18 protein-coding genes and 1 pseudogene are annotated in these 20,183 nt (G+C 69.2%); 7 read left to right on the top strand and 12 right to left on the bottom strand.

What is annotated here, in order from left to right; translation table 11 throughout:
- The first annotated feature begins 152 nt into the window (after positions 1 to 152).
- Genes ABZ855_RS43360 through ABZ855_RS43375 form a run of 4 tightly spaced genes read left to right on the top strand, consistent with a single transcriptional unit; the run spans position 153 to position 4,429 of the window.
- The gene (locus ABZ855_RS43360) at positions 153 to 3,008 is read left to right on the top strand and encodes a nitrate- and nitrite sensing domain-containing protein (RefSeq protein ID WP_360817850.1); all 2,856 of its coding nucleotides are present in this window, start codon (positions 153 to 155) and stop codon (positions 3,006 to 3,008) included.
- Entirely contained in the window at positions 3,005 to 3,433 is a 429-nt protein-coding gene (locus tag ABZ855_RS43365; RefSeq protein WP_360817853.1) for a roadblock/LC7 domain-containing protein, read from the top strand. Before ABZ855_RS43360 ends, ABZ855_RS43365 begins: the two co-directional genes overlap by 4 nt.
- On the top strand, positions 3,430 to 3,819 hold the full coding sequence (locus ABZ855_RS43370; protein WP_360817857.1) for a DUF742 domain-containing protein: 390 nt from the start codon (positions 3,430 to 3,432) through the stop codon (positions 3,817 to 3,819). The genes ABZ855_RS43365 and ABZ855_RS43370 overlap by 4 nt, the downstream gene beginning before the upstream one ends.
- On the top strand, positions 3,800 to 4,429 hold the full coding sequence (locus ABZ855_RS43375; protein ID WP_360817860.1) for an ATP/GTP-binding protein: 630 nt from the start codon (positions 3,800 to 3,802) through the stop codon (positions 4,427 to 4,429). The genes ABZ855_RS43370 and ABZ855_RS43375 overlap by 20 nt, the downstream gene beginning before the upstream one ends.
- 64 nt (positions 4,430 to 4,493) lie before the next feature.
- Here the strand turns inward: ABZ855_RS43375 and ABZ855_RS43380 are convergent, their stop codons facing one another.
- The 5 genes from ABZ855_RS43380 to ABZ855_RS43400 all read right to left on the bottom strand — a co-directional run bounded on the left by ABZ855_RS43380 (position 4,494) and on the right by ABZ855_RS43400 (position 12,727).
- Positions 4,494 to 5,945: a S28 family serine protease gene (locus ABZ855_RS43380; protein ID WP_360817863.1), complete on the bottom strand. Its 1,452-nt coding sequence runs from the start codon at positions 5,943 to 5,945 to the stop codon at positions 4,494 to 4,496.
- A gap of 129 nt (positions 5,946 to 6,074) precedes the next feature.
- The gene (locus ABZ855_RS43385; protein WP_360817866.1) at positions 6,075 to 6,497 is read right to left on the bottom strand and encodes a hypothetical protein; all 423 of its coding nucleotides are present in this window, start codon (positions 6,495 to 6,497) and stop codon (positions 6,075 to 6,077) included.
- A 95-nt stretch (positions 6,498 to 6,592) separates the two neighbouring features.
- On the bottom strand, positions 6,593 to 10,282 hold the full coding sequence (locus tag ABZ855_RS43390; protein ID WP_360817943.1) for an ABC transporter ATP-binding protein: 3,690 nt from the start codon (positions 10,280 to 10,282) through the stop codon (positions 6,593 to 6,595).
- Between the two features lie 267 nt (positions 10,283 to 10,549).
- Positions 10,550 to 11,482, bottom strand: a complete 933-nt coding sequence (locus ABZ855_RS43395; protein ID WP_360817946.1) for a cellulose binding domain-containing protein — start codon at positions 11,480 to 11,482, stop codon at positions 10,550 to 10,552.
- 360 nt (positions 11,483 to 11,842) lie between these two features.
- Complete coding sequence (locus ABZ855_RS43400) at positions 11,843 to 12,727, bottom strand: serine hydrolase (RefSeq protein WP_360817869.1); 885 nt, start codon at positions 12,725 to 12,727, stop codon at positions 11,843 to 11,845.
- Between the two features lie 299 nt (positions 12,728 to 13,026).
- On the opposite strand from ABZ855_RS43400, the gene ABZ855_RS43405 reads away from it, so the two are divergent.
- Positions 13,027 to 13,839 carry an endonuclease gene (locus tag ABZ855_RS43405; RefSeq protein ID WP_360817872.1) on the top strand — a complete coding sequence of 271 codons (813 nt, stop codon included), beginning with the start codon at positions 13,027 to 13,029 and terminating at the stop codon, positions 13,837 to 13,839.
- Between the two features lie 129 nt (positions 13,840 to 13,968).
- Here ABZ855_RS43405 and ABZ855_RS43410 read toward each other — a convergent pair whose 3' ends face one another.
- Both ABZ855_RS43410 and ABZ855_RS43415 read right to left on the bottom strand, forming a co-directional pair.
- The gene (locus tag ABZ855_RS43410) at positions 13,969 to 15,024 is read right to left on the bottom strand and encodes an ABC transporter permease (RefSeq protein WP_360817875.1); all 1,056 of its coding nucleotides are present in this window, start codon (positions 15,022 to 15,024) and stop codon (positions 13,969 to 13,971) included.
- A gap of 40 nt (positions 15,025 to 15,064) precedes the next feature.
- On the bottom strand, positions 15,065 to 16,087 hold the full coding sequence (locus ABZ855_RS43415) for a hypothetical protein (RefSeq protein WP_360817878.1): 1,023 nt from the start codon (positions 16,085 to 16,087) through the stop codon (positions 15,065 to 15,067).
- Positions 16,088 to 16,306: 219 nt separating this feature from the next.
- Between ABZ855_RS43415 and ABZ855_RS43420 the strand changes: the two genes are divergently transcribed.
- Positions 16,307 to 17,008 (top strand): TetR/AcrR family transcriptional regulator, encoded by a 702-nt coding sequence (locus ABZ855_RS43420; RefSeq protein ID WP_360817880.1) that lies wholly within the window; start codon positions 16,307 to 16,309, stop codon positions 17,006 to 17,008.
- A 147-nt stretch (positions 17,009 to 17,155) separates the two neighbouring features.
- Here ABZ855_RS43420 and ABZ855_RS43425 read toward each other — a convergent pair whose 3' ends face one another.
- From ABZ855_RS43425 to ABZ855_RS43440, 4 genes and pseudogenes are all read right to left on the bottom strand, one after another.
- Positions 17,156 to 17,404, bottom strand: coding sequence for a sterol carrier protein domain-containing protein (locus tag ABZ855_RS43425; protein ID WP_360817883.1), 249 nt, complete (start codon positions 17,402 to 17,404; stop codon positions 17,156 to 17,158).
- Positions 17,405 to 17,435: 31 nt separating this feature from the next.
- Entirely contained in the window at positions 17,436 to 17,822 is a 387-nt protein-coding gene (locus ABZ855_RS43430) for a GNAT family N-acetyltransferase (RefSeq protein WP_360817886.1), read from the bottom strand.
- Between the two features lie 97 nt (positions 17,823 to 17,919).
- A pseudogene (locus ABZ855_RS43435) lies at positions 17,920 to 18,341 on the bottom strand (PIN domain nuclease).
- Positions 18,338 to 18,547 (bottom strand): type II toxin-antitoxin system VapB family antitoxin, encoded by a 210-nt coding sequence (locus ABZ855_RS43440; protein ID WP_360817889.1) that lies wholly within the window; start codon positions 18,545 to 18,547, stop codon positions 18,338 to 18,340. Before ABZ855_RS43440 ends, ABZ855_RS43435 begins: the two are co-directional and overlap by 4 nt.
- A gap of 459 nt (positions 18,548 to 19,006) precedes the next feature.
- On the opposite strand from ABZ855_RS43440, the gene ABZ855_RS43445 reads away from it, so the two are divergent.
- Entirely contained in the window at positions 19,007 to 19,402 is a 396-nt protein-coding gene (locus ABZ855_RS43445; RefSeq protein ID WP_360817892.1) for a helix-turn-helix transcriptional regulator, read from the top strand.
- Between the two features lie 82 nt (positions 19,403 to 19,484).
- Here ABZ855_RS43445 and ABZ855_RS43450 read toward each other — a convergent pair whose 3' ends face one another.
- On the bottom strand, positions 19,485 to 20,147 hold the full coding sequence (locus ABZ855_RS43450) for an SUMF1/EgtB/PvdO family nonheme iron enzyme (RefSeq protein WP_360817895.1): 663 nt from the start codon (positions 20,145 to 20,147) through the stop codon (positions 19,485 to 19,487).
- Positions 20,148 to 20,183: the final 36 nt, after the last annotated feature.

Here is a 20,183-nt window from a genome sequence, read left to right on the forward strand (position 1 = left end):
CCATTTGGTCGGCTTCCTCGGCCGAAAAACGGGTCATGCCAATTCGCGAAACACCGTTGTGATGATTTCGTGAATCGGTAGGCTCCCCCCTGTCATGGCGCGGACCACTTCTTTTCGGACAGTCCGTCAGCACTCACAGGCCGGGAACCTCTGTGGCACTGAACGCACGCACGGCGCAGCAGCCGCAGGACCGGGCTTCGAAGCGCCGGTTGTCGGTCCGGACCATGCTCCTCGTCCTGGCTCTGGTGCCCTGTCTGGCCCTGTTGGCGCTGGGCACGATGGACTCGGCCCATCTCTACGGCGAGTGGCGGACCGTCCATGACCGCGACAAGGAGGCGAAACGCTTCGCCCCCCAGCTCGTCACCCTCTACGTGAACCTGCAGGAGGAACGGCGGCTCAGTGCGGCGGCGATCGCGGACCCCAAGGTCGACAAGCTCGAACTGAGGCGGCAGCGTGAACTCACCGACAGGTCTGTACGGAGCCTGGACGCGCTCGGCGCCGCTCCGAGCGCTGTGGACGACGCCTTCCAGCAGCTCACCCTTGGCCTGAAGAAGCTGCCGGGCTACCGGGACTCCGTGGACCGGCGGTCAACCTACCTGCAGCAGTCGTTCGACGCGTACACGGAGGTGATCGCGTCGAGCATGCAGATGTTCGAAGACTTCAGCAACGTCGGCTTCGCCGAGACCGCCGTCCTCGCGCGGCCGTCGCTCGACGCGCAGTGGGGCCAGGAGATGATCTCGCGTGAGGACGCGATCATCACGGCGGGAGTGGCGAGCGGCAGGCTCACCGGTGAGCAGCGCTTCCAGATCGCCGAGATGATCGGCAGCCAGCAGCACATCTACCAGGACAAGGTCGTTCCCCGGCTCCCCGACACCAGGGCCGAGGCCTTCCGGACCGTGCTGACCGGCACCGACTGGATTCGCAAGACCTCGGTCGAGCAGAGTCTCCTGAACACCGGGAAAACCGGCGCCGGCGGCCCGACCGCCGTCTCCGCCACGCTCGGGAAGGCATGGAAGCAGAGCATCGCGGCCGTCACTCCCCAGCTGCTGGGGGCGGGCAACGCCTACTCCGAGGACCTCTTCGCCTCCACCGACGACCAACTCGACAGCCTGATGACCAACATGATCGTCAACAGCGCGGTGAGTACGGCGTCCGTGGTGCTGGTGCTGGTCCTCTCCCTGCGGCTGACCGGAACGCTGCGCCGCCGTATCTTCGGCCTGCGCGACGACGCCCTCCAGTTCCAGGAGCTGCTGCCGGACATCGTGGAGCGGCTGCGCAAGGGCGAGAAGGTCGACGCCGACGCCGAACTGCCCGAGATCGGGCAGGGCGACGACGAACTCGGACAGCTCGGGCAGGCCCTCAACCAGGCCCGCACCTCGGCCCTGGACACCGCCGCCCGGGAGGTCGAGCTCTACCGGGGCTTCGAGCGGCTGCTGCAACGCATCGCGCGGCGCACCCAGTTGCTGATCGGCATGCAGCTGAAACGTCTCGGCGAGATGCAGCGGCGGCACGAGGACCCGGATGTCCTGGAGGGCCTGTTCGACCTGGACCACCTCGCGGCCCGGCTGCGCCGCTACGAGGAGAACCTGGTGATCCTCGGCAACGGCACCCCGCAGCGGCGCTGGCGCAGGCCTGTTTCGCTGCTCGACATCCTGCGCTCCGCCCAGGGCGAGGTGCAGGACTACCGGCGCATCCGGATCGACACCGACGGCGAGACATGGCTGTCCGAGCGCGCGGTCGGCCCCATGGTCCATCTCCTCGCGGAGCTCATGGAGAACGCGGTGTCCTTCTCCCGGCCGCCGACCCCGGTCGAGGTGACCGCCTCGCAGGTGGGACGCGGGGTCGCGATCGAGATCGAGGACCGTGGCATGGGCATGGACCCCGAGCAGTACGCGGAGGCCAACGCGCTGATGGCGGCGCCGCCCCGCATGGACGTGATGTCCCGAGCGGACGACGCCCGCCTCGGCCTGTACGTGGTGGCAAGACTCGCCGCGAACCTGAACCTCCAGGTGGAACTACGCCCGTCATCGTTCGGCGGCACCCGGGTGGTGGTCCTGGTCCCAGCAGACCTGATCTCCACGGGCCGCCCGACCCGGGCCGGGGCGATGACGGGGGGCCAGGGGATGGCTGGCCGCCAGCTGATGTCGGGCGGGGCGGTGCCGTTGCCGTCGCGCGGGCCGGTTCGGGGCGGGGTGGTGCCGTCGCCGTCGCGCGGGCCGGTGTCGGGCGGGCCGGAATCGGGCGCCTCGCTGCGCGGCGGGCAGGCGGCGCCGGGGCGCCCGGCCCCCGGGGAGGCGACGCCGGGTGCGTCGCGGTCGCGGCGGGAGCCGAGGTCGGGGCGGGCGGAGTCGCCGCTCCCGGAGGTCTCGCCGGGCGCCGTTTCCGAACGTCGTGCCCTGCGGGGTGCGACCGCCCGGCGCACCTCCCGACCGTACGTCGGGCCCGGGGGGCCCACCGAGAGCCCCGCGAACACCGGGAATCCCAGGAACCCCGCAGTCACCGGGGCGTCCAGGAACCCCGCGATTACCGGGGACTCCAGGAGCCCCTCGAACACCAGGAACCCCAGGAACCCTGCATCTGCCGGGGACTCCAGAAACCCCTCTACCGCCCCGAGCCCCAGGAACACCACCGAGCCGGAGGCCTACTCCCGGCCCCTCATCGGGCCCTGGATCGCGCCCTCGCCGGCGGTGGCGTCGTCGGCGGTCTCGCCGGGTCGGGCGCAGGCGTCCGGTTCCGGTCAGGTGGCCGCGGCCAACCCCCTTCCCCGGCGGGTCCGGCAGGCCAGTCTCGTCAACGAACTCCGGGAGGTTCCTTCTGCCGCGCCGGCCGCCGGCGCGCAGCCCCCGCTGCCCCGGCGGTCGGGGGCCCGGTCCGGGGCCACCGTCGGGGCGTTCCAGCGTCAGTCCAGGGCCGCCCGGCTCAGGTCCGACGGCGATCGCCAGTCCACCCAACAGCCCACTCACCCCTCACCGGGAGCCGACCGGCCCCGGAAGGAAGACGGACGATGACTCTGCGAACCACTGCCACCAACTCCGACCTCGACTGGCTGCTCGACCGCCTGGTCGACCAGGTTCCGGGCACCCGGAACGCCATCGTGCTGTCCGACGACGGCCTGGTGGTGAGCCAGTCCAGCAGCATCGCCCGCGTCGACGCGGAGCGCCTGGCCGCCATCGCCACCGGCCAGCAGAGCCTGGCCCGCGGTGTCGGCGAGGTCTTCGGCGGCGGAGCCGTCCACCAGGTCATCATCGAGCTCGAGGACCTCTGGCTGTTCGTCAGCGCCGCCGGCCGCGGCACCCACCTGGCGGTCGTCGCGGACCAGGAGGTCGACGCCGAGGTGATGGCCGTCGCGATGGACACCCTCGTACAGCAGGTGGGACAGCGGCTGGGGACCGAGGTGCGGGTCCACCGCCTGGAGGGCGGGGGGCGTGAGTGAGCCACTGGGCGGACGTGTCGCCGGACGACGACGACGCCGAGGAAGGCCTCGTCCGGGCGTACACGATCACCCATGGGCGTACGGCCTCGGCGCGTGACGATCTCACCCTCATCACGGTGATCGCCACCGTCGCGCCCCACGAACGCCCCGTCGACCGTGGGCTGCAGCCCGAGCACCGGCTGATCCTGCGGCAGTGCCGTGCGCCGGTCGCGCTCGCCGAGGTCGCGGCGGGGCTGAACCTGCCCGTGGCGGTGACAAAGATCCTCGTCGGCGACCTCATCGCGCTCGACCGGGTGACAGCCCGGCCCCCACTCAAGGTCGCGGCCGGCCAGGAAGCCGACATGACTCTTCTTCAGGCGGTGAAGGATGCCCTACTCAGACTCTGACTCCGACGAACAGGCCGGGTCACAGCTGTCCGCGGCCGGGACGTCCACCGCGCCCGCCGCGGTGAAAATCCTGGTCGCGGGCGGCTTCGGCGTCGGCAAGACCACGATGGTCGGCTCGGTGAGCGAGATCCCGCCCCTGCACACCGAGGAGGAGCTGACCGTCACGGGGCTCGACGTGGACGACCTCGGCGGGGTCGAGCGGAAGACGACGACCACGGTGGCGCTGGACTTCGGCCGTATCACGGTGAGCGCCCAGATCGTGCTCTACCTGTTCGGGACGCCGGGCCAGGAACGCTTCTGGTTCATGTGGAACGACCTCGTGCACGGGGCGCTCGGCGCGGTCGTCCTCGCGGACACGCGGCGCCTTGAGAGCAGTTTCGCGTCGATCGACTTCTTCGAGAGCCGTGGCGTGCCGTTCGTGGTGGGCGTCAACTGCTTCCACGGGGTACGGGACCGCACGGTCGAGGAGGTGCGGGACGCGCTCGACCTCGACCCGAACGTCCCGGTCCTCATGGGCGATCTCAGGGAGCGGTGGGACAGCCGGGACCTGCTGCTGGCCCTGCTCGACCGGCTGATGGCCGGCCGCCCGCCGGCCGCGATCGGCAGCTGACACGGACGACGACCACGAAAAGCGGCCCGGTGACGGATGCCACCGGGCCGCTTTCCTCACGTAGTTACGGGCGCAGCGTGGGCTCGCGCTCGAGGTTGCGCTTGTCGAGCCGCGCGTCGTACGTCGCCAGCGGCTTGGCCACCGACGGGTTCGACTTGACGGCGGCCGGGGCGACGCCCGCCCACTCCAGGATGCGGGCCGTGGCGAGCGCCTTCTGCTCGGGGACCAGACCCGCGACGTTCGCGCCGTGGTTCAGGCCGGGCGCGGTGAAGACGTACGAGTCCTTCGCACCCTTGCCGAGGCGGAACCGCTCGGCGCCCCACGGGTCGTTCTGCCCGTACACGAACATCATGCGCCGGGCGTGGTGCTGGACCCAGCTGTCGACGTCCCGCATCGCCCACGGCTGGAACTTCATGGAGATGTCGCGGGGGACGAAGTTGCGCGGCGGCTGGTAGCCGTAGCGGATGTACTTCTTCTCGATGTGCGGGAACTTGATGGTGGGCGCGCCGAGTTGGGTGCCCGCCTGGTAGTAGTACGGCGTGTACGGCTCCAGGCCCTGGTCGGTGTAGAAGGAGAACCCGGAGATCGTGTCGATCGAGGTCCAGATGTCGTCGTCGGTCGCGTTCTTCGCGTCGGCCGGGATCGACTCGCAGTCGGCGAGCAGGCTGTACTGCCAGAAGCCCCAGACGTAGTCGAGGACGACGGCCTCGTACGCGCGGTCCAGGCTGCCGATGGTGGTGAACGTGTAGCCCTCGGCGGCGGCGACCTCCGCGTACTTCTTCTCGAGCGGCTCCCGGCGCACGAGCGCCTCGCGCTGTACGGCGTTCAGCCGGTCGCGGCACTCCTTGGTGCCGACGTTCGCGAAGAACCGGTCGTACGCCGAGTCCTCCTTGTTCACCACGTCGTTGGGGGCGACGTAGGCGACGACGCCGTCCATGTCCCGCGGGTAGAAGCGCTCGTAGTACGTGGCGGTCATGCCGCCCTTCGAACCGCCCGTGGAGAGCCACTTGTTGGCGTAGATCTTCTTGAGCGCCGTGAACACGCGGTGCTGGTCGCTGGCCGCCTGCCAGATGTCCAGCTTGGACCAGTTGGCGGGGTTCGGCCGGGACGGGGTGAAGAAGCGGTACTCCAGGGAGACCTGGTTGCCGTCGATGATCCGGGTCGGCTCACTGCGACCGGGGTTCGTGCTGACGAAGTACCCGCTGGTGAAGAAGACCGTCGGGCGGGCAACGTCCTTGTGCAGGACGGTGATGCGCTGCTGGAACGTGCCCTTGGACGGGTGCCGGTGGTCGATCGGCTGGGTGTAGTTGAGGACGAAGTACCGGTAGCCGGTGTACGGCTTCTCCTGGATCAGGCTCATGCCCGGGATCGCGAGGAGCTGGTCCTTGATGTCCGCACTGCTGGTCGTTCGCGTGGTGCCGGTGGCTTCCGGCTGAGCGGCGGTCGCCGCTCCGGCCGTGCTCAACGTGCCTATGAGCACGGCGAGCGCGAGCAGCCATCTGAGCGCCTTGCGCATGCACCCTCCCCTGTGAGACATCTGTGCGCCGGAAGCTATCGGAGCAACTACCGGTGCACCAGGGGAGATAGGGAAATCCCTCGGGCAGGGGTCAGGAAATAGGGTCGGGAACAGGGCCGGGGAGGAGGCTCAACATCGGATCCAGCCAGAACTGACCGATCCTCGCCCCACGGCGCCCTTGATCCACACCTGCCGCCGTCCCGTGTGCACGGTCACCGGGCCGGCCCGCTTGGAGAAGCGCCCCTCGTCGACGACGGGGAGGCTGCCGCGTGCCCGTACGCTCACCGACATCCACTGGCGGGCGCCCGGCCGTTTGGGCACGGTCACCGCGCAGACGTAGCCGCTGCGCCGGTAGATGTGCACCACGCCGGTGGAGAAGGTCAGCGTCCGGGCCTTGCGGCCGGAGCACACGGAGACCCGGGAGGCGGTGGAGGCCGCCTCGGCCCTGGAGGCCGCCTCGGCCGTGGCCGGGCTCGCGAGGGAGAGCATCCCGGACGCGGTCAGCACGGCCAGCCCGAGCGCCAGCCGCCGCCGTATCGAACCACCGCTCACCGTGTCCCCCCTCCGGCCACCGCCCATGACCCTAACCGTTTATCCGTACTGATGTACGGACGCACGGCAGCCGCCGAACGGTTGCGCCGGCCGGATCAGCGGGCCGAGGTGACCGGTTCCTCCGGTTCCGGCGCACCTACGAAAGTGCGCCACAACTCGGCGTACTTTCCGTCCAGTTGGAGCAGTTCGTCGTGGGTGCCGTCCTCCGCGACCCGGCCGTGGTCCATCAGGACGACCCGGTCGGCGCGGGCCGCCGTGGTGAGCCGGTGGGCGACCACGAGCGTCGTACGGCGGCCTGCGAGCCGGTCCGTGGCCATGTTGACCTGGGCCTCGGTGGCCAGGTCGAGCGCGGCCGTCGCCTCGTCGAGGAGCAGGATGTCCGGGTCGACGAGTTCGGCGCGGGCCAGCGCGATCAGCTGGCGCTGGCCCGCCGAGAGGTTGCGTCCGCGCTCGGCGACCTCGTGCAGGTAGCCGCCCTCGAGCGTGGCGATCATGTCGTGCGCCCCGACCGCCCGGGCCGCCGCCTCCACCTGGGCATCGGTGGCGTCCGGCCGCCCGTACGCGATGGCGTCCCGCACGGTCCCCTGGAAGAGGTACGCCTCCTGCGGCACGACCCCGAGGCGATGCCGGTACGAGGTGATGTCGAGGTCCCGCAGATCGGAGCCGTCGACGGTGACCCGGCCGCCGGTCGGGTCGTAGAAGCGGGCGACGAGCTTCACGAGGGTCGACTTGCCGGCGCCCGTCTCCCCGACGAAGGCGACGGTCTGCCCGGCCGGAATCGTCAACCGCACGCCGCTCAGGGCCTCTTCATCATCCCCATAGGCGAAGTCCACGTCCTCGAAGGTGATGTCGCCGCGCAGGGAGAGCACCTCCATGGGCTCCTCGGCGGCCTGGGTCGAGGTCCGCTCCTGGAGGAGCTCCTGGATCCTGCCGAGCGACACCGTCGCCTGCTGGTACCCGTCGAAGACCTGCGAGAGCTGCTGCACGGGAGCGAAGAACAGGTCGATGTAGAGGAGGTAGGCGACCAGCGCACCGGTCGTCAGCGTCCCGTCGTCGATGCGCCCCGCGCCCACGATCAGCACCGCGGCGGCGGCGACCGAGGCCAGCAGCTGCACGAACGGGAAGTACACGGAGATCAGCCACTGCCCGCGCACCCGCGCCTGACGGTAGCTGTCGCTGCCCGCCGCGAACCGCTCGCCGCCCGTCCGCTCGCCCCGGAACGCCTGCACGATCCGCAGCCCGGACACCGACTCCTGGAGGTCCGCGTTGACCGCGGAGACCCGCTCACGGGCGAGTTCGTACGCCTTCACGCTCGCCCGGCGGAAGTAGACCGTGCCGAAGACGAGCACCGGGATGGTGACGAACACGACGAGCGCGAGCTGTACGTCGATCACCAGCAGGGCGACCATGATGCCGAAGAAGGTGACGACGGAGACGAAGGCGGTGACAAGGCCCGTCTGCAGGAACGTGGAGAGGGCGTCGACGTCCGTCGTCATCCTCGTCATGATCCGCCCGGTCAACTCCCGTTCGTAGTAGTCGAGTCCGAGGCGTTGCAACTGGGCGAAGATCTTCAACCGGAGGGCGTACAGCACGCGTTCGCCGGTGCGGCCGGTCATCCGCATCTCGCCGATCTGCGCCGCCCACTGCACGACGACGGACACCAGGGCGAGCCCGGCGGCCACCCACACGGCACCCAGGGCGAGTTGGGAGACACCCGAGTCGATGCCGTGCCGGATCAGGACCGGCAGGAGCAGCCCCATCCCGGCGTCCACGGCGACGAGCCCGAGGCTGAGCAGCAACGGCCTGCCGAAGCCGCGCAGCAGCCGCCTCAGCCCGTACGACTCCTCGGGCGTGACCGCGCGCGCCTCGTCGATGCCCGGGGTGTCGGCGGCCGGGGGCAACGCCTCGACCTGGGCGAGGAGTTCGGGCGTGGCCGGCATGCCGTCGAACGCGGTGTCCTTGGGCTCCCGGTCGCCGGTCCACAGCCTCGGCGTCACTCCGCGCTCGGCGTCGAACTCGGCGTCCAGCTCCTCCCGTACGGAGGTGTCCTCGGGCGGCAGCGTGGGCAGGGCGCGGCCGGGCGAGACACCGCCCAGCTCGTCCGGGTCGGTCAGCAGCCGCCGGTACAGGGCGGAGCGGGCCTGGAGTTCGTCGTGGGTGCCGATGTCGGCGAGGCGTCCGCCGTCCAGGACGGCGATGCGGTCGGCGAGGCCGAGCGTGGAGCGGCGGTGGGCGATGAGGAGGGTGGTGCGGCCCTCCATGACGTGCTTCAGCGCCTCGTGGATCTCGTGCTCGACGCGTGCGTCCACGGCGGAGGTGGCGTCGTCGAGGACGAGGAGCCGGGGGTCGGTGAGGATGGCGCGGGCGAGTGCGACGCGCTGGCGCTGGCCGCCGGAGAGGGTGAGGCCGTGCTCGCCGACCTTGGTGTCGTAGCCGTGGGGCAGCTCGGCGATGAAACGGTCCGCCTGGGCGGCGCGCGCGGCGGTGAGGATCTGCTCGTCGGTGGCGTCCGGGCGGCCGTACGCGATGTTGTTGCGGACGGTGTCGGAGAAGAGGAACGAGTCCTCGGGGACAAGACCGATCGCGGCCCGGAGCGAGTCGAGGGTCAGCTCGCGGACATCGTGCCCGCCGATGAGGACCGCGCCGCGCGTCACGTCGTAGAAGCGCGGCAGGAGGAGGGAGACGGTCGACTTGCCGGAGCCGGAGGAGCCGACGACGGCGAGGGTCTCGCCGGGCCGGATCTCGAAGCTGAGGCCGTCGAGGACGGGGTGCTCGGGGTCGTACCCGAACGACACGTCGTCGAACTCGACGGTGGCGGGGGCGTCGGCGGGCAGTTCCTTGTGCCCGTCCGCGATGGACGGCCGGGTGTCGATGAGCTCCAGGACACGCTCGGTACCGGCCCGCGCCTGCTGCCCGACGGTCAGCACCATGGCGAGCATGCGCACGGGCCCGACGAGCTGGGCGAGATAGGTGGAGAACGCGACGAACGTGCCCAGCGTGATGTGCCCGTCGACGGCCAGCCAGCCGCCCACGGCGAGCATGGCGACCTGCCCGAGCACGGGTACGGCCTGGAGCGCCGGCGTGTAGACGGAGTTGAACCGGATGGTCCGCAGCCGCCCCGCGAAGAGCCGCCGACCGACCTCCCGGAGCTTCCCCGTCTCCTGCTCCTCCTGCCCGAACCCCTTCACCACGCGTACGCCGGTCACGGCGCCGTCCACGACACCGGCGACGGCGGCGGCCTGGGCCTGCGCGTACCAGGTGGCCGGGTGGAGCTTCGTACGGCTGCGCTTGGCGACGATCCAGAGGGCGGGCGCGACGGCGAGGGCGACCAGCGTCAGCGGGATCGACAGCCAGGCCATGATCGCGAGGGAGATCAGGAAGAGCAGGACGTTCCCGAGGGTCATCGGGAGCATGTAGAAGAGGCTCTGGATCAGCTGGAGGTCGCTGGTGGCCCGCCCGACGATCTGCCCGGTCGACAGCTCGTCCTGGCGGCGGCCGTCGAGCCGGGTGATCGTCTCGAACATCTCCGTCCGCAGGTCGTGCTGGACGTCGAGGGCGAGCCGGCCGCCGTAGTAGCGGCGGATGTAGGTGAGGACGTACACGAGCACGGCGGCGACGACGAGCGCGCCCGCCCAGACGGCCATGGACCGGGTCTTGTCGCCGATGACGTCGTCGATGATCACCTTGGTGATCAGGGGGACCAGCGCCATGAGGGCCATACCGCCGAGGGAGGCACCCAGGGAGAGCACGACGTCCTTCGGATACCGCCAGGCGTAACCGATCAGACGCCGCGCCCATCCGGGTCCCGGGACCTGGTCCGGTACCGGGGCCTTTGTGGGCTCCGGTACCGGTTCCTGTTCCGGTTCGTGTCCCGGCTTCCGCCCCCGCTGCTCTGCCACTCCGGCGCCTTCCGTAGATCCGCGATTCCGCACTCCGCCGGTAAGCACCAACGCGGGCGGAAGCGGATTTCATCCCTCCGCAATGATCCGCGCGGGTGCTCGGGCGGCAGAAATCAGGTGATCCTTAGGCGGCGGGGCGGAAACAGGGCCTTGTCAGGACGCCGAACACGTGACCGTCGCCGTCGGCGTGCCCGCCGTCGCCGGAGTACTCGCGAGGAAGCCGAAGCTGGTGCTCGCCCCCGCAGCCACCGTGCCGTTCCACCCGGCGTTGCGCACCGTCGACCCGGTCAGCGCGCCGTTCCAGACCTGGGTGACCTGGCTGCCCGTCGGGAGGGTGAGCGTCACCGCCCAGGAGGAGATCGGCGCCGTGGACGAGGTGTTGGTGACCGTCACCTCACCCTGATAGCCGCCCTGCCACACGGACGCCGCCCGGAAGGCCGCCGAGCAGCCGCCGTTCCCGGGGTCACCCGGGTCGTCCGGGTCACCCGGGGTGAGCAGGGCCGACAGCGCCGGGTACCAGCGGGCCGCGATCTTGGCGTCGCCGGAGGTGTTGGGGTGGACGCCGTCGTTGGTGTCGGTGGCCGAGTCGAAGCCCGTCCACTGGTCGACGACGGTGACCGGGGACTGCGCCGTGGTGATGCCCTGCGCCCATGCCGGAATGCGCTGGTTGAAGGCGACCGTACGAGCGGCGCACTCGGCGCAGCTGCTCGGGTTGATCGGGATGAGCTGGGCGACAAGGACCTTCATCGCCGGGTTGCTCGCCCGCATCTGGCCGACCAGCTTGGTGAACGCGGCCAGGATGGTGTCCGGGGCAATGCTGCTCCACACGTCGTTGGTGCCGAAGTGCATGACGACGATGTCCGGCCGGGTCGACGCCAGCCAGCCCGGCAGCAGGTTCTGGTCGGCGGTGGCGGTGGCCTGGAAGCCGCCGTGGCCCTCGTTGTCGGCGTCGTGAGTGAGTGCGCAGTGCTGGGCGTTCAGGGTGCCGACGAAGTCGATGTCGGTGTAGCCCGCGTTCTGCAGCTGACTCCAGAGGAGGGAGCGCCAGCAGCCCGGGGAGCCGGTGATGGAGTCGCCGAGCGGCATGATCCGTACCGGTGTCGCGGCGGCGGCGGAGGGGGCACCGGCCAGCCCGAGGCCGGTGACGAGGGCGAGCAGGGCGGCCAGGAGAGCGGCGAGGAGGGGGGAACGGTGTCTGCTGCGCACGGGGGGTCCTTCCCGGAGTGGGGGCGGGAGCGGGGGTGCGGGTGCGGTGCAGTTGCGGTCGGTGGGTGGTGGGTGGGTGGTGGGTGGGTGGTGGTGGGTGGTGGGCGCATGGGAGCGCTCCCATGCGCCGGCACCATTCATCAAGCCACTGTTGTCACTAACACGTCAATAACCCGGACGACCCCGGACCGACGGGAAAGCGGAGCCGACTCGCGATCAGCTCGCGAGTCGGCCCTGGGTTCAGCTCGCGAGGAGATCGCGATGGACGACCTTGGCAACCCCTTCGATCGTCGTGATCCCGTAGTTCCAGGTGCTGTTGCCGTGCGTGAGCACCGTGATCATGTAGTCGTGGCCCCGGCCCTTGAACGTGCCGATGCTGTGCACCCGCCAGCCGTACGAGGCGCGCTGCAGCCAGCCGTTCTTGACGTGCACGGAGACGCCCGAGGGAACGCCCTTCGGCGTACCCCAGCGCTGGGAGGCGATGACCTCGCTCATCAACTTCTGCACGTACGCACGGGAGTTGTCCGTCAGGACCCGGTTGGTGAGGGTGAGGATCTGGAGGAGCTTCGTCTCGTCGCGGGCGGTGATCTGAGTGAGACCCCAGTAGCCGTTCGCGCCGGGCTTGGTCTGCGTCATGCCGGCGGCGGTGAGGAAGCCCCTGATCTTCGTGAGGCCCAGCTGGTTCCACAGCTTCGTGGTCGCGGCGTTGTCCGACCTGGTGATCATGGCCGTGGCGAGGCTCTTCTCCCGGGCGGTCAGGGCGCGTTGGTGCTTCTGGGCGTCCCAGAGCAGGGCCGAGAGGACGGTGACCTTGACGACACTGGCGGAGTCGTAGGCGGTCTGCGCACGGTACGCGCAGGTCGTCCTGGTGGTGCGGTCGTAGACGCCGATGCTGATGGAACCCCGGCGCCCGGCGATGGCGGAGGTGATGTCCCGCTTCAGTTTGGCGGCGAGTGCGGGCTTGGTCGACGTACAACTGACGGCCGCCGGAGCCGCGTTGACGGGTGCGGCGGCGCCCAGCAGCGCCAGCACGGTCGTGACGCAGAGTACGGCGCCGCCGAGTATGCGGGCACGCGCGGATCTCGATGTGCGGCGGGTCGCGGATATGCGGTGAGTGCGATTCATGGAGGTTCCCCATCCCCGTGAAAGACAGCAGCGCGCCCCCGGCACGCTGGTCTTCGTCTGACTCCCGTACCCATACGAATGGTTGTACGTACAGTCGCACTTTCAAGCGAACCCTCTTGAGCCAACTCCCCCTTTCCGCCCGCCTTCTTCGCTCTACGCGCGTCAAATCGAGCCGAAATCAACCGACTTGCCGGATCAAGTCACCCAACGGACACGCGCAGTTCATTGCCTGAAACGCATGTCCATGTCACGCTCCCGGATGTCTCGCTCATTCGACACGCGTAGAACGGACACCCCCGATGCCCGCGACGCAGATACGCACCCGCCGTTGGAAGACCGTGGTGCTGGCCACGTCGACCGTTCTGGCGGCCCTCGCCCTCCCCACGATGACCGCCACCCCGGCCGGCGCGACGACAACCGCGTACGACTCGACGTACTACAAGAACGCGATCGGCAAGACCGGTACGAGCCTCAAGTCGTCCCTGCACACGATCATCAGCGCCAACGTCACGAAGATCTCGTACGCCGCGGTCTGGGACGCCCTCAAGGTCACCGACCAGGACCCGAACAACAGCAACAACGTGATCCTGCTGTACAGCGGCGTCTCCCGCGCCAAGTCCCTCAACGGCGGCGACGTCGGCGACTGGAACCGCGAGCACACCTGGGCCAAGTCCCACGGCGACTTCGGCGAGGCGATCGGCCCCGGCACGGACCTGCACCACCTGCGCCCGGCCGACGTACAGGTCAACAGCATCCGCGGGAACCTGGACTTCGACAACGGCGGCAGCGCCGTCACCAACGGCGGCGGCAGCACCGTCGACTCCGACTCCTTCGCGCCGCGCGCGGCGGACCGGGGCGACGTGGCCCGCATGATCCTCTACATGGCCGTGCGCTACGACGGCGGCGACGGCTTCGCCGACCTGGAGCCCAACGAGAAGGTCGGCAACGGCTCCAACCCGTTCATGGGCAAGCTCTCCGTACTCAAGGCCTGGAACGAGGCGGACCCGCCGAGCGCCTTCGAGGAGAAGCGCAACCAGGTCATCTACGACACCTACCAGCACAACCGCAACCCGTTCATCGACCACCCGGAGTGGGTCGAGGCGATCTGGTAGGAGATCGCTGACAGCTGTAGCTGGTAGCCACACAGCTTTCCCTCTGCCCTGAACCCTGAGAACCCTGAAAACCCTGAACGCCCCGTGATCCACGGGGCGTTCAGCGCGTTATTCCTGTAGGTGTGAGCCCTAGTGGGCCAGGGCGGATGAAGAGGTGGCGGAAGGGGTGGCCGTCCTGGCCTTGCGGCGTTTGGCCAGGACCGCGAGGACGTTGGCCGCGAGTCCGCCCACAGTCCACAGGGCCAGCACCGTCACGTGTCCGCCCACGCCCTCGCCTCCGAAGTAAAGGACGGAGCGGATCGTCTCCAGGGTCGCGGGCGTCGGCAGGACGCCGTGCAGGAACTGGAAGAAGCCCGGCTCCGCGTACACCGCGAGCGCACCACCGGAGGAGGGCACTCCCAGGAACATGAAGAGCGGAGCCGCGACGAGGACGGCGAGCGGGCCGAGGTACCGGGCGAAGAAGGCGGTCACCATCGACGCGCAGAACGACGTCAGCCAACCGACACACATCACCTCTGTGACGTGGCCCTCGAAGCCGCCGACGACCGGGCCGACCAGCAGCGTGGCGGACACCGCGATCAGCGCCGCGAAACCACCGGCTGCGGGAACCAGTCGGCGCATCTCCATCAGATCCGGAGCGGCGACCGAGGCGATGATGACCAACAGGAAACCGGCGAGGAGGAAAGCAGCGCTCAGATAGAGACTGACCGTGCCGATGCTGTCCCGCGACGGCAGCGGAACCAGATCCTCGGTCCGCAGACCGGTGTGCTGTTCCTCGGCCACCTGCGCGAAGATCTGGGTCGTCATCTGCTTGAGGCTGGCTCCGGCCGCGCCGGCGACGTACAGGGTGGCGTCGCCCTTCGCGTCGGCCGGCAGGATGTAGGCACCGGCGATCTCCTGATCGGTCACCAGCTGCCGAGCCGTGTCAGCCGCGTCGACGACGCGCACGTCCAGGGCTTGCCCCGCCCTCTCCTCCAGCGCGTCGGCCACACCCCGGCCCTGTTCGGCGGTGGCACCGACGACGGCGACAGGCAGGTTGTTCGGCGTCGGCTGGTGCATCGCGGTCACGAAGATGCCCGTGAACAGGGTCACGAGAAGGAAGGGGAAGAGACCGAGGACGGTGTACTTCACCTTGTTGGACGGGTGCTTCGGCTGTGCTGCGGCTGTGGGTGCGGTCGATGTCATGTGAGAGGTCCTTGTACAGGCGGGTCGGAGCGGAGACGGTTCACGTGGCTGCCGCAGGTTGTGGAACCTGGAAGTCGACGGCGGAGCCGCCCGTGTCGCTGCCGGATTCCCTCCCGCTGCGGTGCCGCCGCAGGTCGACGACCGCGGTGAGCGCGAGAGAGGCCACCGTCCATACGGCGAGGACGAGCAGGTGAGCGCCGGCGGCGCTGCCGTCGAAGTAGAGGACCGAGCGCAGCGCCTCGCCCGCTGCGGGAAGCGGTAGCACGTCGTGCAGGAATCGGAAGAAGCCCGGCACGGCGTACTCGGACACGCTGAGGCCGGAGGCGGGCACACCGAGGAACACGAACAGGGTGATGCCGGGCAGAACCGCCAGCAGGCCCAGGAGACGGAAGAGCATCGTCTGCGTCATGGACACCGTGAAGATGGACAGCGCGCCCAGTCCGAGGATCGCGGCCGAGTGTCCCTCCACCGCTCCGATGACAGGCCCGACCAGCAGCCAGATGACAAGACTCATCAGAGAGGCCCACCCGGCCATGAGCGGGACCAGACGGCGCAGTGGGTTCAACTCGGGTGCGCCGCTGCCGATTGCGGCGACGACGATATAGCCGGCGAGCACCCAGGCGATACCGGTGAACATCGCGGTCACCCCCATGCCGTCGTGAGCGGGCAGCGCGGCGATGTCCTTCTCGACCACGTCGAGGTGCTGGGCCGAGGCGAGCGGCTCGAGAACGGCTTTCACCATCTCCGCCTGAGCGGCACCCGCCGCCTGGGCCGTGTAGATCACGGCGTCACCGTCGGCGGTGGCGGGCGGGACGAAGGCGCCGACGATGTCCCGGTCGTGGAGCAGTTCCTTCGCACGCTCCACGCCGGCCACCACGCGCGCGTCGACGGGAGAGCCGTCCGCCTTGTTGAGCCCGGCCGCCATCTGCTTCGCCTGGGCGGAGGTGCCCACGACGGCCACCGGCAGGTTCTTGGGGGTCGGGGAGTGCATGGCGCTGGTGTAGATGCCGACCAGCAGCATCGCCATGACGAAGGGGAAGGCGAACACGAACACGTACTTCATGCGTCCACCCACGGCGACCGGGCTCCCCGGGCCCGGGTTCGCTCCTGCCGGCTCCGTGACTGTCCCCTCCGGCGGGCTGTCGGCTTCCATCGCTTCTCCTCTGCTGGAACCTACGTTCGTCGCGCAGCGCCAATAATGTCGCTCAGCGACATAAAATACAATTCGAGATCTGACATGCTCGACCGTGCAGCCAGGCGCGGCGGCGGAGGAGGCGTACACATGACCAGCGGATCGAGCGGCGCTGCTCAGCCGTCACGACTGCGATCGGGCCCCGGCAGGCCGACACTCTCCGAACGTCACAGAGAGGTGATCAAGCGGGACATCGCACTGGCCGCGCTGCCGCTGTTCGTGGAGAAGGGCCTCGAAGGGACCGCGGTGGGTGAGGTGGCCGACGCGTTGGGGGTGTCCACCCGCACCCTGTGGCGCTACTTCCCGACCAAGGAGGCCTTCGTCCGCCCGTTGCTGGGCGCGGGCATGGACGCGGCGCTGCGGGCGGTACGCGACTGGCCCGCCGACCGTCCGCTGCTCGAAGCGATGGAGCAGGTCAGCTCCCTCGGCGCCGACAGCCCGGAAGCGCTCGGCTATCTACGGACGCTGGTCCGCATGACCCGCACCGAGCCCGGACTGCGGGCGGTCTGGCTGGACGTCTACTACGAAACGGCGACGGCCCTCACGGAGATCATCCAAGAACGCACCGGTCTGCCACCGGGCGGCCTGCACGCCAGGACCCAGGCCTTCGCTCTGAACGCGGCCCTTCTGAGCGCCGTCGAGACGTGGGCGTGCGACGACACGGCGGAGTACACGACCGGACCGGCCACCGCCATCCTCGAGGCACTGAGCATCGTCGCCGACGGCCTGTCCATGAGCGCGCCGCGCGGATCGAAGCCGACCAGGCCCAGTACGGGACCCGGAAAGGCTTGAGCGCGGGCCGGTCGGGCACGAGGTGGGCCTGCTCTCGGCAGCTTCGACAGCGTCGCCCAGGGAAAGGTACGGCGTACTGACCGTCACCCGCCCCGAGCGGTCAGGGAAGGGTGCTGTACTGATCTTGACGGCCAACCCGGCCGCTTGTCAGAAGCCGAAGGAGTTGTGCGGTTCGGGATCGCTCCGGAACATCCGGCTCAGTCGCCCCAGCGCGCCTTCGGCGTGCTGGGTGATGTGACCGGCGTACGCCAGGTCGTGCGCCGACATGCCACCGAAGTAGAGCGAACTGAGCGCCGGGACCGTGAGGGTCAGGTCTGCCATCTGCTCGGTCGGAACACACGTCACCGAGTCGCCGTCCGCCCGCAGGCACCATGTCCGATTGTTCGCCGGACACATCCGGTCGCTGTCGATGGTGAACCTCAGCTCGCTAGGTATCGAACATCGCCTGCATCATCTGCCGCAGGTAACCGCGTCGGCGGTGGGTCGCGATCACCCCGGTGGCGGTGACGCCGGCCATCCTGACCGTGCTCCCGCCGGGAACCGTCACCCCGAAGGAGATGGTGGCCGACGCGCCGACGCACGTGCCGTCGACGAACGTCGCGATCGGGTGGAAGGACTCGTCCTTGACGTCGGCATCGGCCCACTGCTCGAGCTGCTCCACGGTCGCGGGGGCACGCGGCGGCGGCCACGGCTCAGCGCCACCGTGCCAGGCGGCGTCCGCCGGCTCCCAGTGCGGCAGCCCGTTCGCGAAGGGCAACGCCCGGTAGTAGGCAGCCATCTCGTCCGGCCGCGGCGGGCGAACCTGAGTCACCATGCCCGACATTCGATCCGGCGCCCTCACCGACCGGCAACCGAATACCGGGTACTGGTCGACGGTCAATGGGCGTCCGCACCTGCCCCTCCCCCGCCGGTCACAGCGTGCTGCCTCGCGCCACCCACCGCGTCGGCTGACCGGTCACCTTCGCCACCGTCTCGAAGTTGGCGTCGTAGTGCAGGACGACAAGCCCGGACAGCTCGGCCGTCGCGGCCAGCAGCAGGTCCACGGCACCCGCACTGCGGTGCTCACCGGACTCGGTCAGCCTGCGCTGTACGGCCCGGCTCGCTGGTACACACCGTCGGGCACCGGTATCCAGCTGAAGAGTTCGGCGAAGAACTCCTCGTTCTCCAGCCGATCCATCAGGGACCGGGCGGAGAAGTGCAACTCCAGCTCGGTGAGTTCGCACATGCCCACGACGCCCTCGGCCAGGGCGTCGCTCCACTGCTCCCGAAGACGTTTGTTCGTCAGAAGACGCGCGGCGGCGGAGGTGTCGATGAGGTACGTCACCAGACTCATCGACGGCAGTTCTCATTGTCCAGCAGCACGTCGAAGTCGCCCCGCTCCCCCTTGGCGGCCAACTCGTCCAGCGCCTTCAGCCGCCGACGGCGCTTCGCGACCTCCAGCAACGCCGCGTTGACCGTGTCCTTCTTGGTCTTGGTGCCCAGTATCTCGGCGGCCTCACTGAGGGCATCGTCGTCGACCTCCACGTACAGATTCGACATGGCATATCCCCCCTAGGCATTTTTCATATGCAAGATATATCTCGGCCGGTCCCACGCCCCTCAACCGTCGAATCTGCCAGCGCAACGTAGTCCGGGCGGGCCAGCTCCGTGCCCGCCCGGAGCGTAGCCAGCGGAACCGGACTCGACTTCGCGATCCTCAGCAAGTGCTCGTACATCTCGTCCAAGACGTGATGTGCCGCGTAAAGCATCACGTCGCCGCAGTCGCTCGTGAGGAGCAAACGAGAGCGCCGACCCTGCGAGCATGCGCTCCCCCGGGTTCCGACCCCGCACCCTTACCCCTGCCAGTGTCTGGACCGAGCCCCTTCAGCGCCCGACCGCATCGCGGTTCCTCAACAGCCTCTGCCCAGAAGCGACCGTGGCACCCCCGAAGCACGCGTCCTACCCAGAACGGCAGGCGGGGTGGCATCCTGCTTCATCCTGCGACGGAAGGGGTAGAGAGTGGCAACGCGTCCGGATCCTACTGCGAAGAAGTTTGCCCGTTTTGTGAAAGATGCAGCCGCCAAGGCTGGATATGCCGTCAACTCCTCGTCAGGGGACGGCAAAGCCAAGCTCGCTGAACGGACTGGCATGTCCGAGGCCGACATAGCCAAGATCCTTAACGGGGAGTTCGATATACCGTCCGACCCCCTCAAGCCCTTGGCGGATGCCCTGGACGTAGAACAGAAAGAGCTGCTCAGGGCAGCCGGAGTACTGGACGACAAGCCCGCAAGAGCAGGAAGCCGCCCGCTGACCGTGCAGCTTGCTGCACAACGGCTCGGTATTAAGTCCCAGAAGAATGTGGCGGCCTTCGAGACACTCGTGACCGCTCTGCTCGACGCCGAGAAGCGACGATGACCCAGTGAGGGATTACTGCGCAGCTACCGCTCGGACCACGGCATCCGAATGGTAGCCCCCTTCTGGCATCCAGAATTTGTCCCTAACTGGCCGGCAGGGGTGCGACCGGGCGGACCGCAGTGAAGTCCTGGGACTCGTCGCGGGTGGCGGAGAGCAACAGCAGCCACTCGTCGCAGCCCTGCCACGGAGAGAGGTCGCCGCCACCTCCTCGCACCACCCGCGGTCCGTCGCCGGTACGGGGGCGTGCGTCCGCCGGCGCGTCCGTGAAATGCGGGATCCACACATCGGCGCAGATCTCGTTCGCCGACCCCATCGCCGCCAAGCCGAAGGCGTTCTCAGCCGCGGCGGTGCGCTCCTCGTCGGCAAAGTCGTCCAGCACCTCGTCCTCGTCCGGCTTTCCGTCCCCTCGGAAGGTCAGAGTGGTTGTCCCTGCCCTGGCCGCATACTCCCACTCCGCCTCGCTGGGCAAGCGGAAGGGCAGCGCCCCGAGCAGGTCGTCCAAGTCGTCCTCGAAGCGGGCCGTGCTCGCATCCGAGTCGGCGAAGCTGTCCTCGTACTCGGGCAGCCAGTGCCGTGCTTGCGCCACCGTCAGCGGATGGCGGGCGATCAAGAACGGCTCGACCCGCACTTCTCGGACCGGCCGGGCATGGACAGCACCGGCGAAGAACGCTTCGAGGTCGTCATCAGCGCCGTCGGACCGCTCAATGGCACGAACCGCGTCCAGTTCCGCGTCGGACAGACCCATCAGGAACGTCCCACCGGGGACAGCCCTGAAGATTAC

The organism is Streptomyces sp. NPDC047042, from assembly GCF_040644035.1.
Classification (GTDB): Bacteria; Actinomycetota; Actinomycetes; order Streptomycetales; family Streptomycetaceae; genus Streptomyces.

Coding starts and splice junctions, on each gene's coding strand:
- ABZ855_RS43400 (WP_360817869.1), bottom strand. CDS start 12,727: ATGAATCGCACTCACCGCATATCCGCGACCCGCCGCACATCGAGATCC.
- ABZ855_RS43365 (WP_360817853.1), top strand. CDS start 3,005: ATGACTCTGCGAACCACTGCCACCAACTCCGACCTCGACTGGCTGCTC.
- ABZ855_RS43380 (WP_360817863.1), bottom strand. CDS start 5,945: ATGCGCAAGGCGCTCAGATGGCTGCTCGCGCTCGCCGTGCTCATAGGC.
- ABZ855_RS43425 (WP_360817883.1), bottom strand. CDS start 17,404: ATGTGTCCGGCGAACAATCGGACATGGTGCCTGCGGGCGGACGGCGAC.
- ABZ855_RS43420 (WP_360817880.1), top strand. CDS start 16,307: ATGACCAGCGGATCGAGCGGCGCTGCTCAGCCGTCACGACTGCGATCG.
- ABZ855_RS43430 (WP_360817886.1), bottom strand. CDS start 17,822: ATGGTGACTCAGGTTCGCCCGCCGCGGCCGGACGAGATGGCTGCCTAC.
- ABZ855_RS43450 (WP_360817895.1), bottom strand. CDS start 20,147: ATGGGTCTGTCCGACGCGGAACTGGACGCGGTTCGTGCCATTGAGCGG.
- ABZ855_RS43410 (WP_360817875.1), bottom strand. CDS start 15,024: ATGACATCGACCGCACCCACAGCCGCAGCACAGCCGAAGCACCCGTCC.
- ABZ855_RS43415 (WP_360817878.1), bottom strand. CDS start 16,087: ATGAAGTACGTGTTCGTGTTCGCCTTCCCCTTCGTCATGGCGATGCTG.
- ABZ855_RS43440 (WP_360817889.1), bottom strand. CDS start 18,547: ATGTCGAATCTGTACGTGGAGGTCGACGACGATGCCCTCAGTGAGGCC.
- ABZ855_RS43375 (WP_360817860.1), top strand. CDS start 3,800: ATGCCCTACTCAGACTCTGACTCCGACGAACAGGCCGGGTCACAGCTG.
- ABZ855_RS43405 (WP_360817872.1), top strand. CDS start 13,027: ATGCCCGCGACGCAGATACGCACCCGCCGTTGGAAGACCGTGGTGCTG.
- ABZ855_RS43395 (WP_360817946.1), bottom strand. CDS start 11,482: ATGCCGCTCGGCGACTCCATCACCGGCTCCCCGGGCTGCTGGCGCTCC.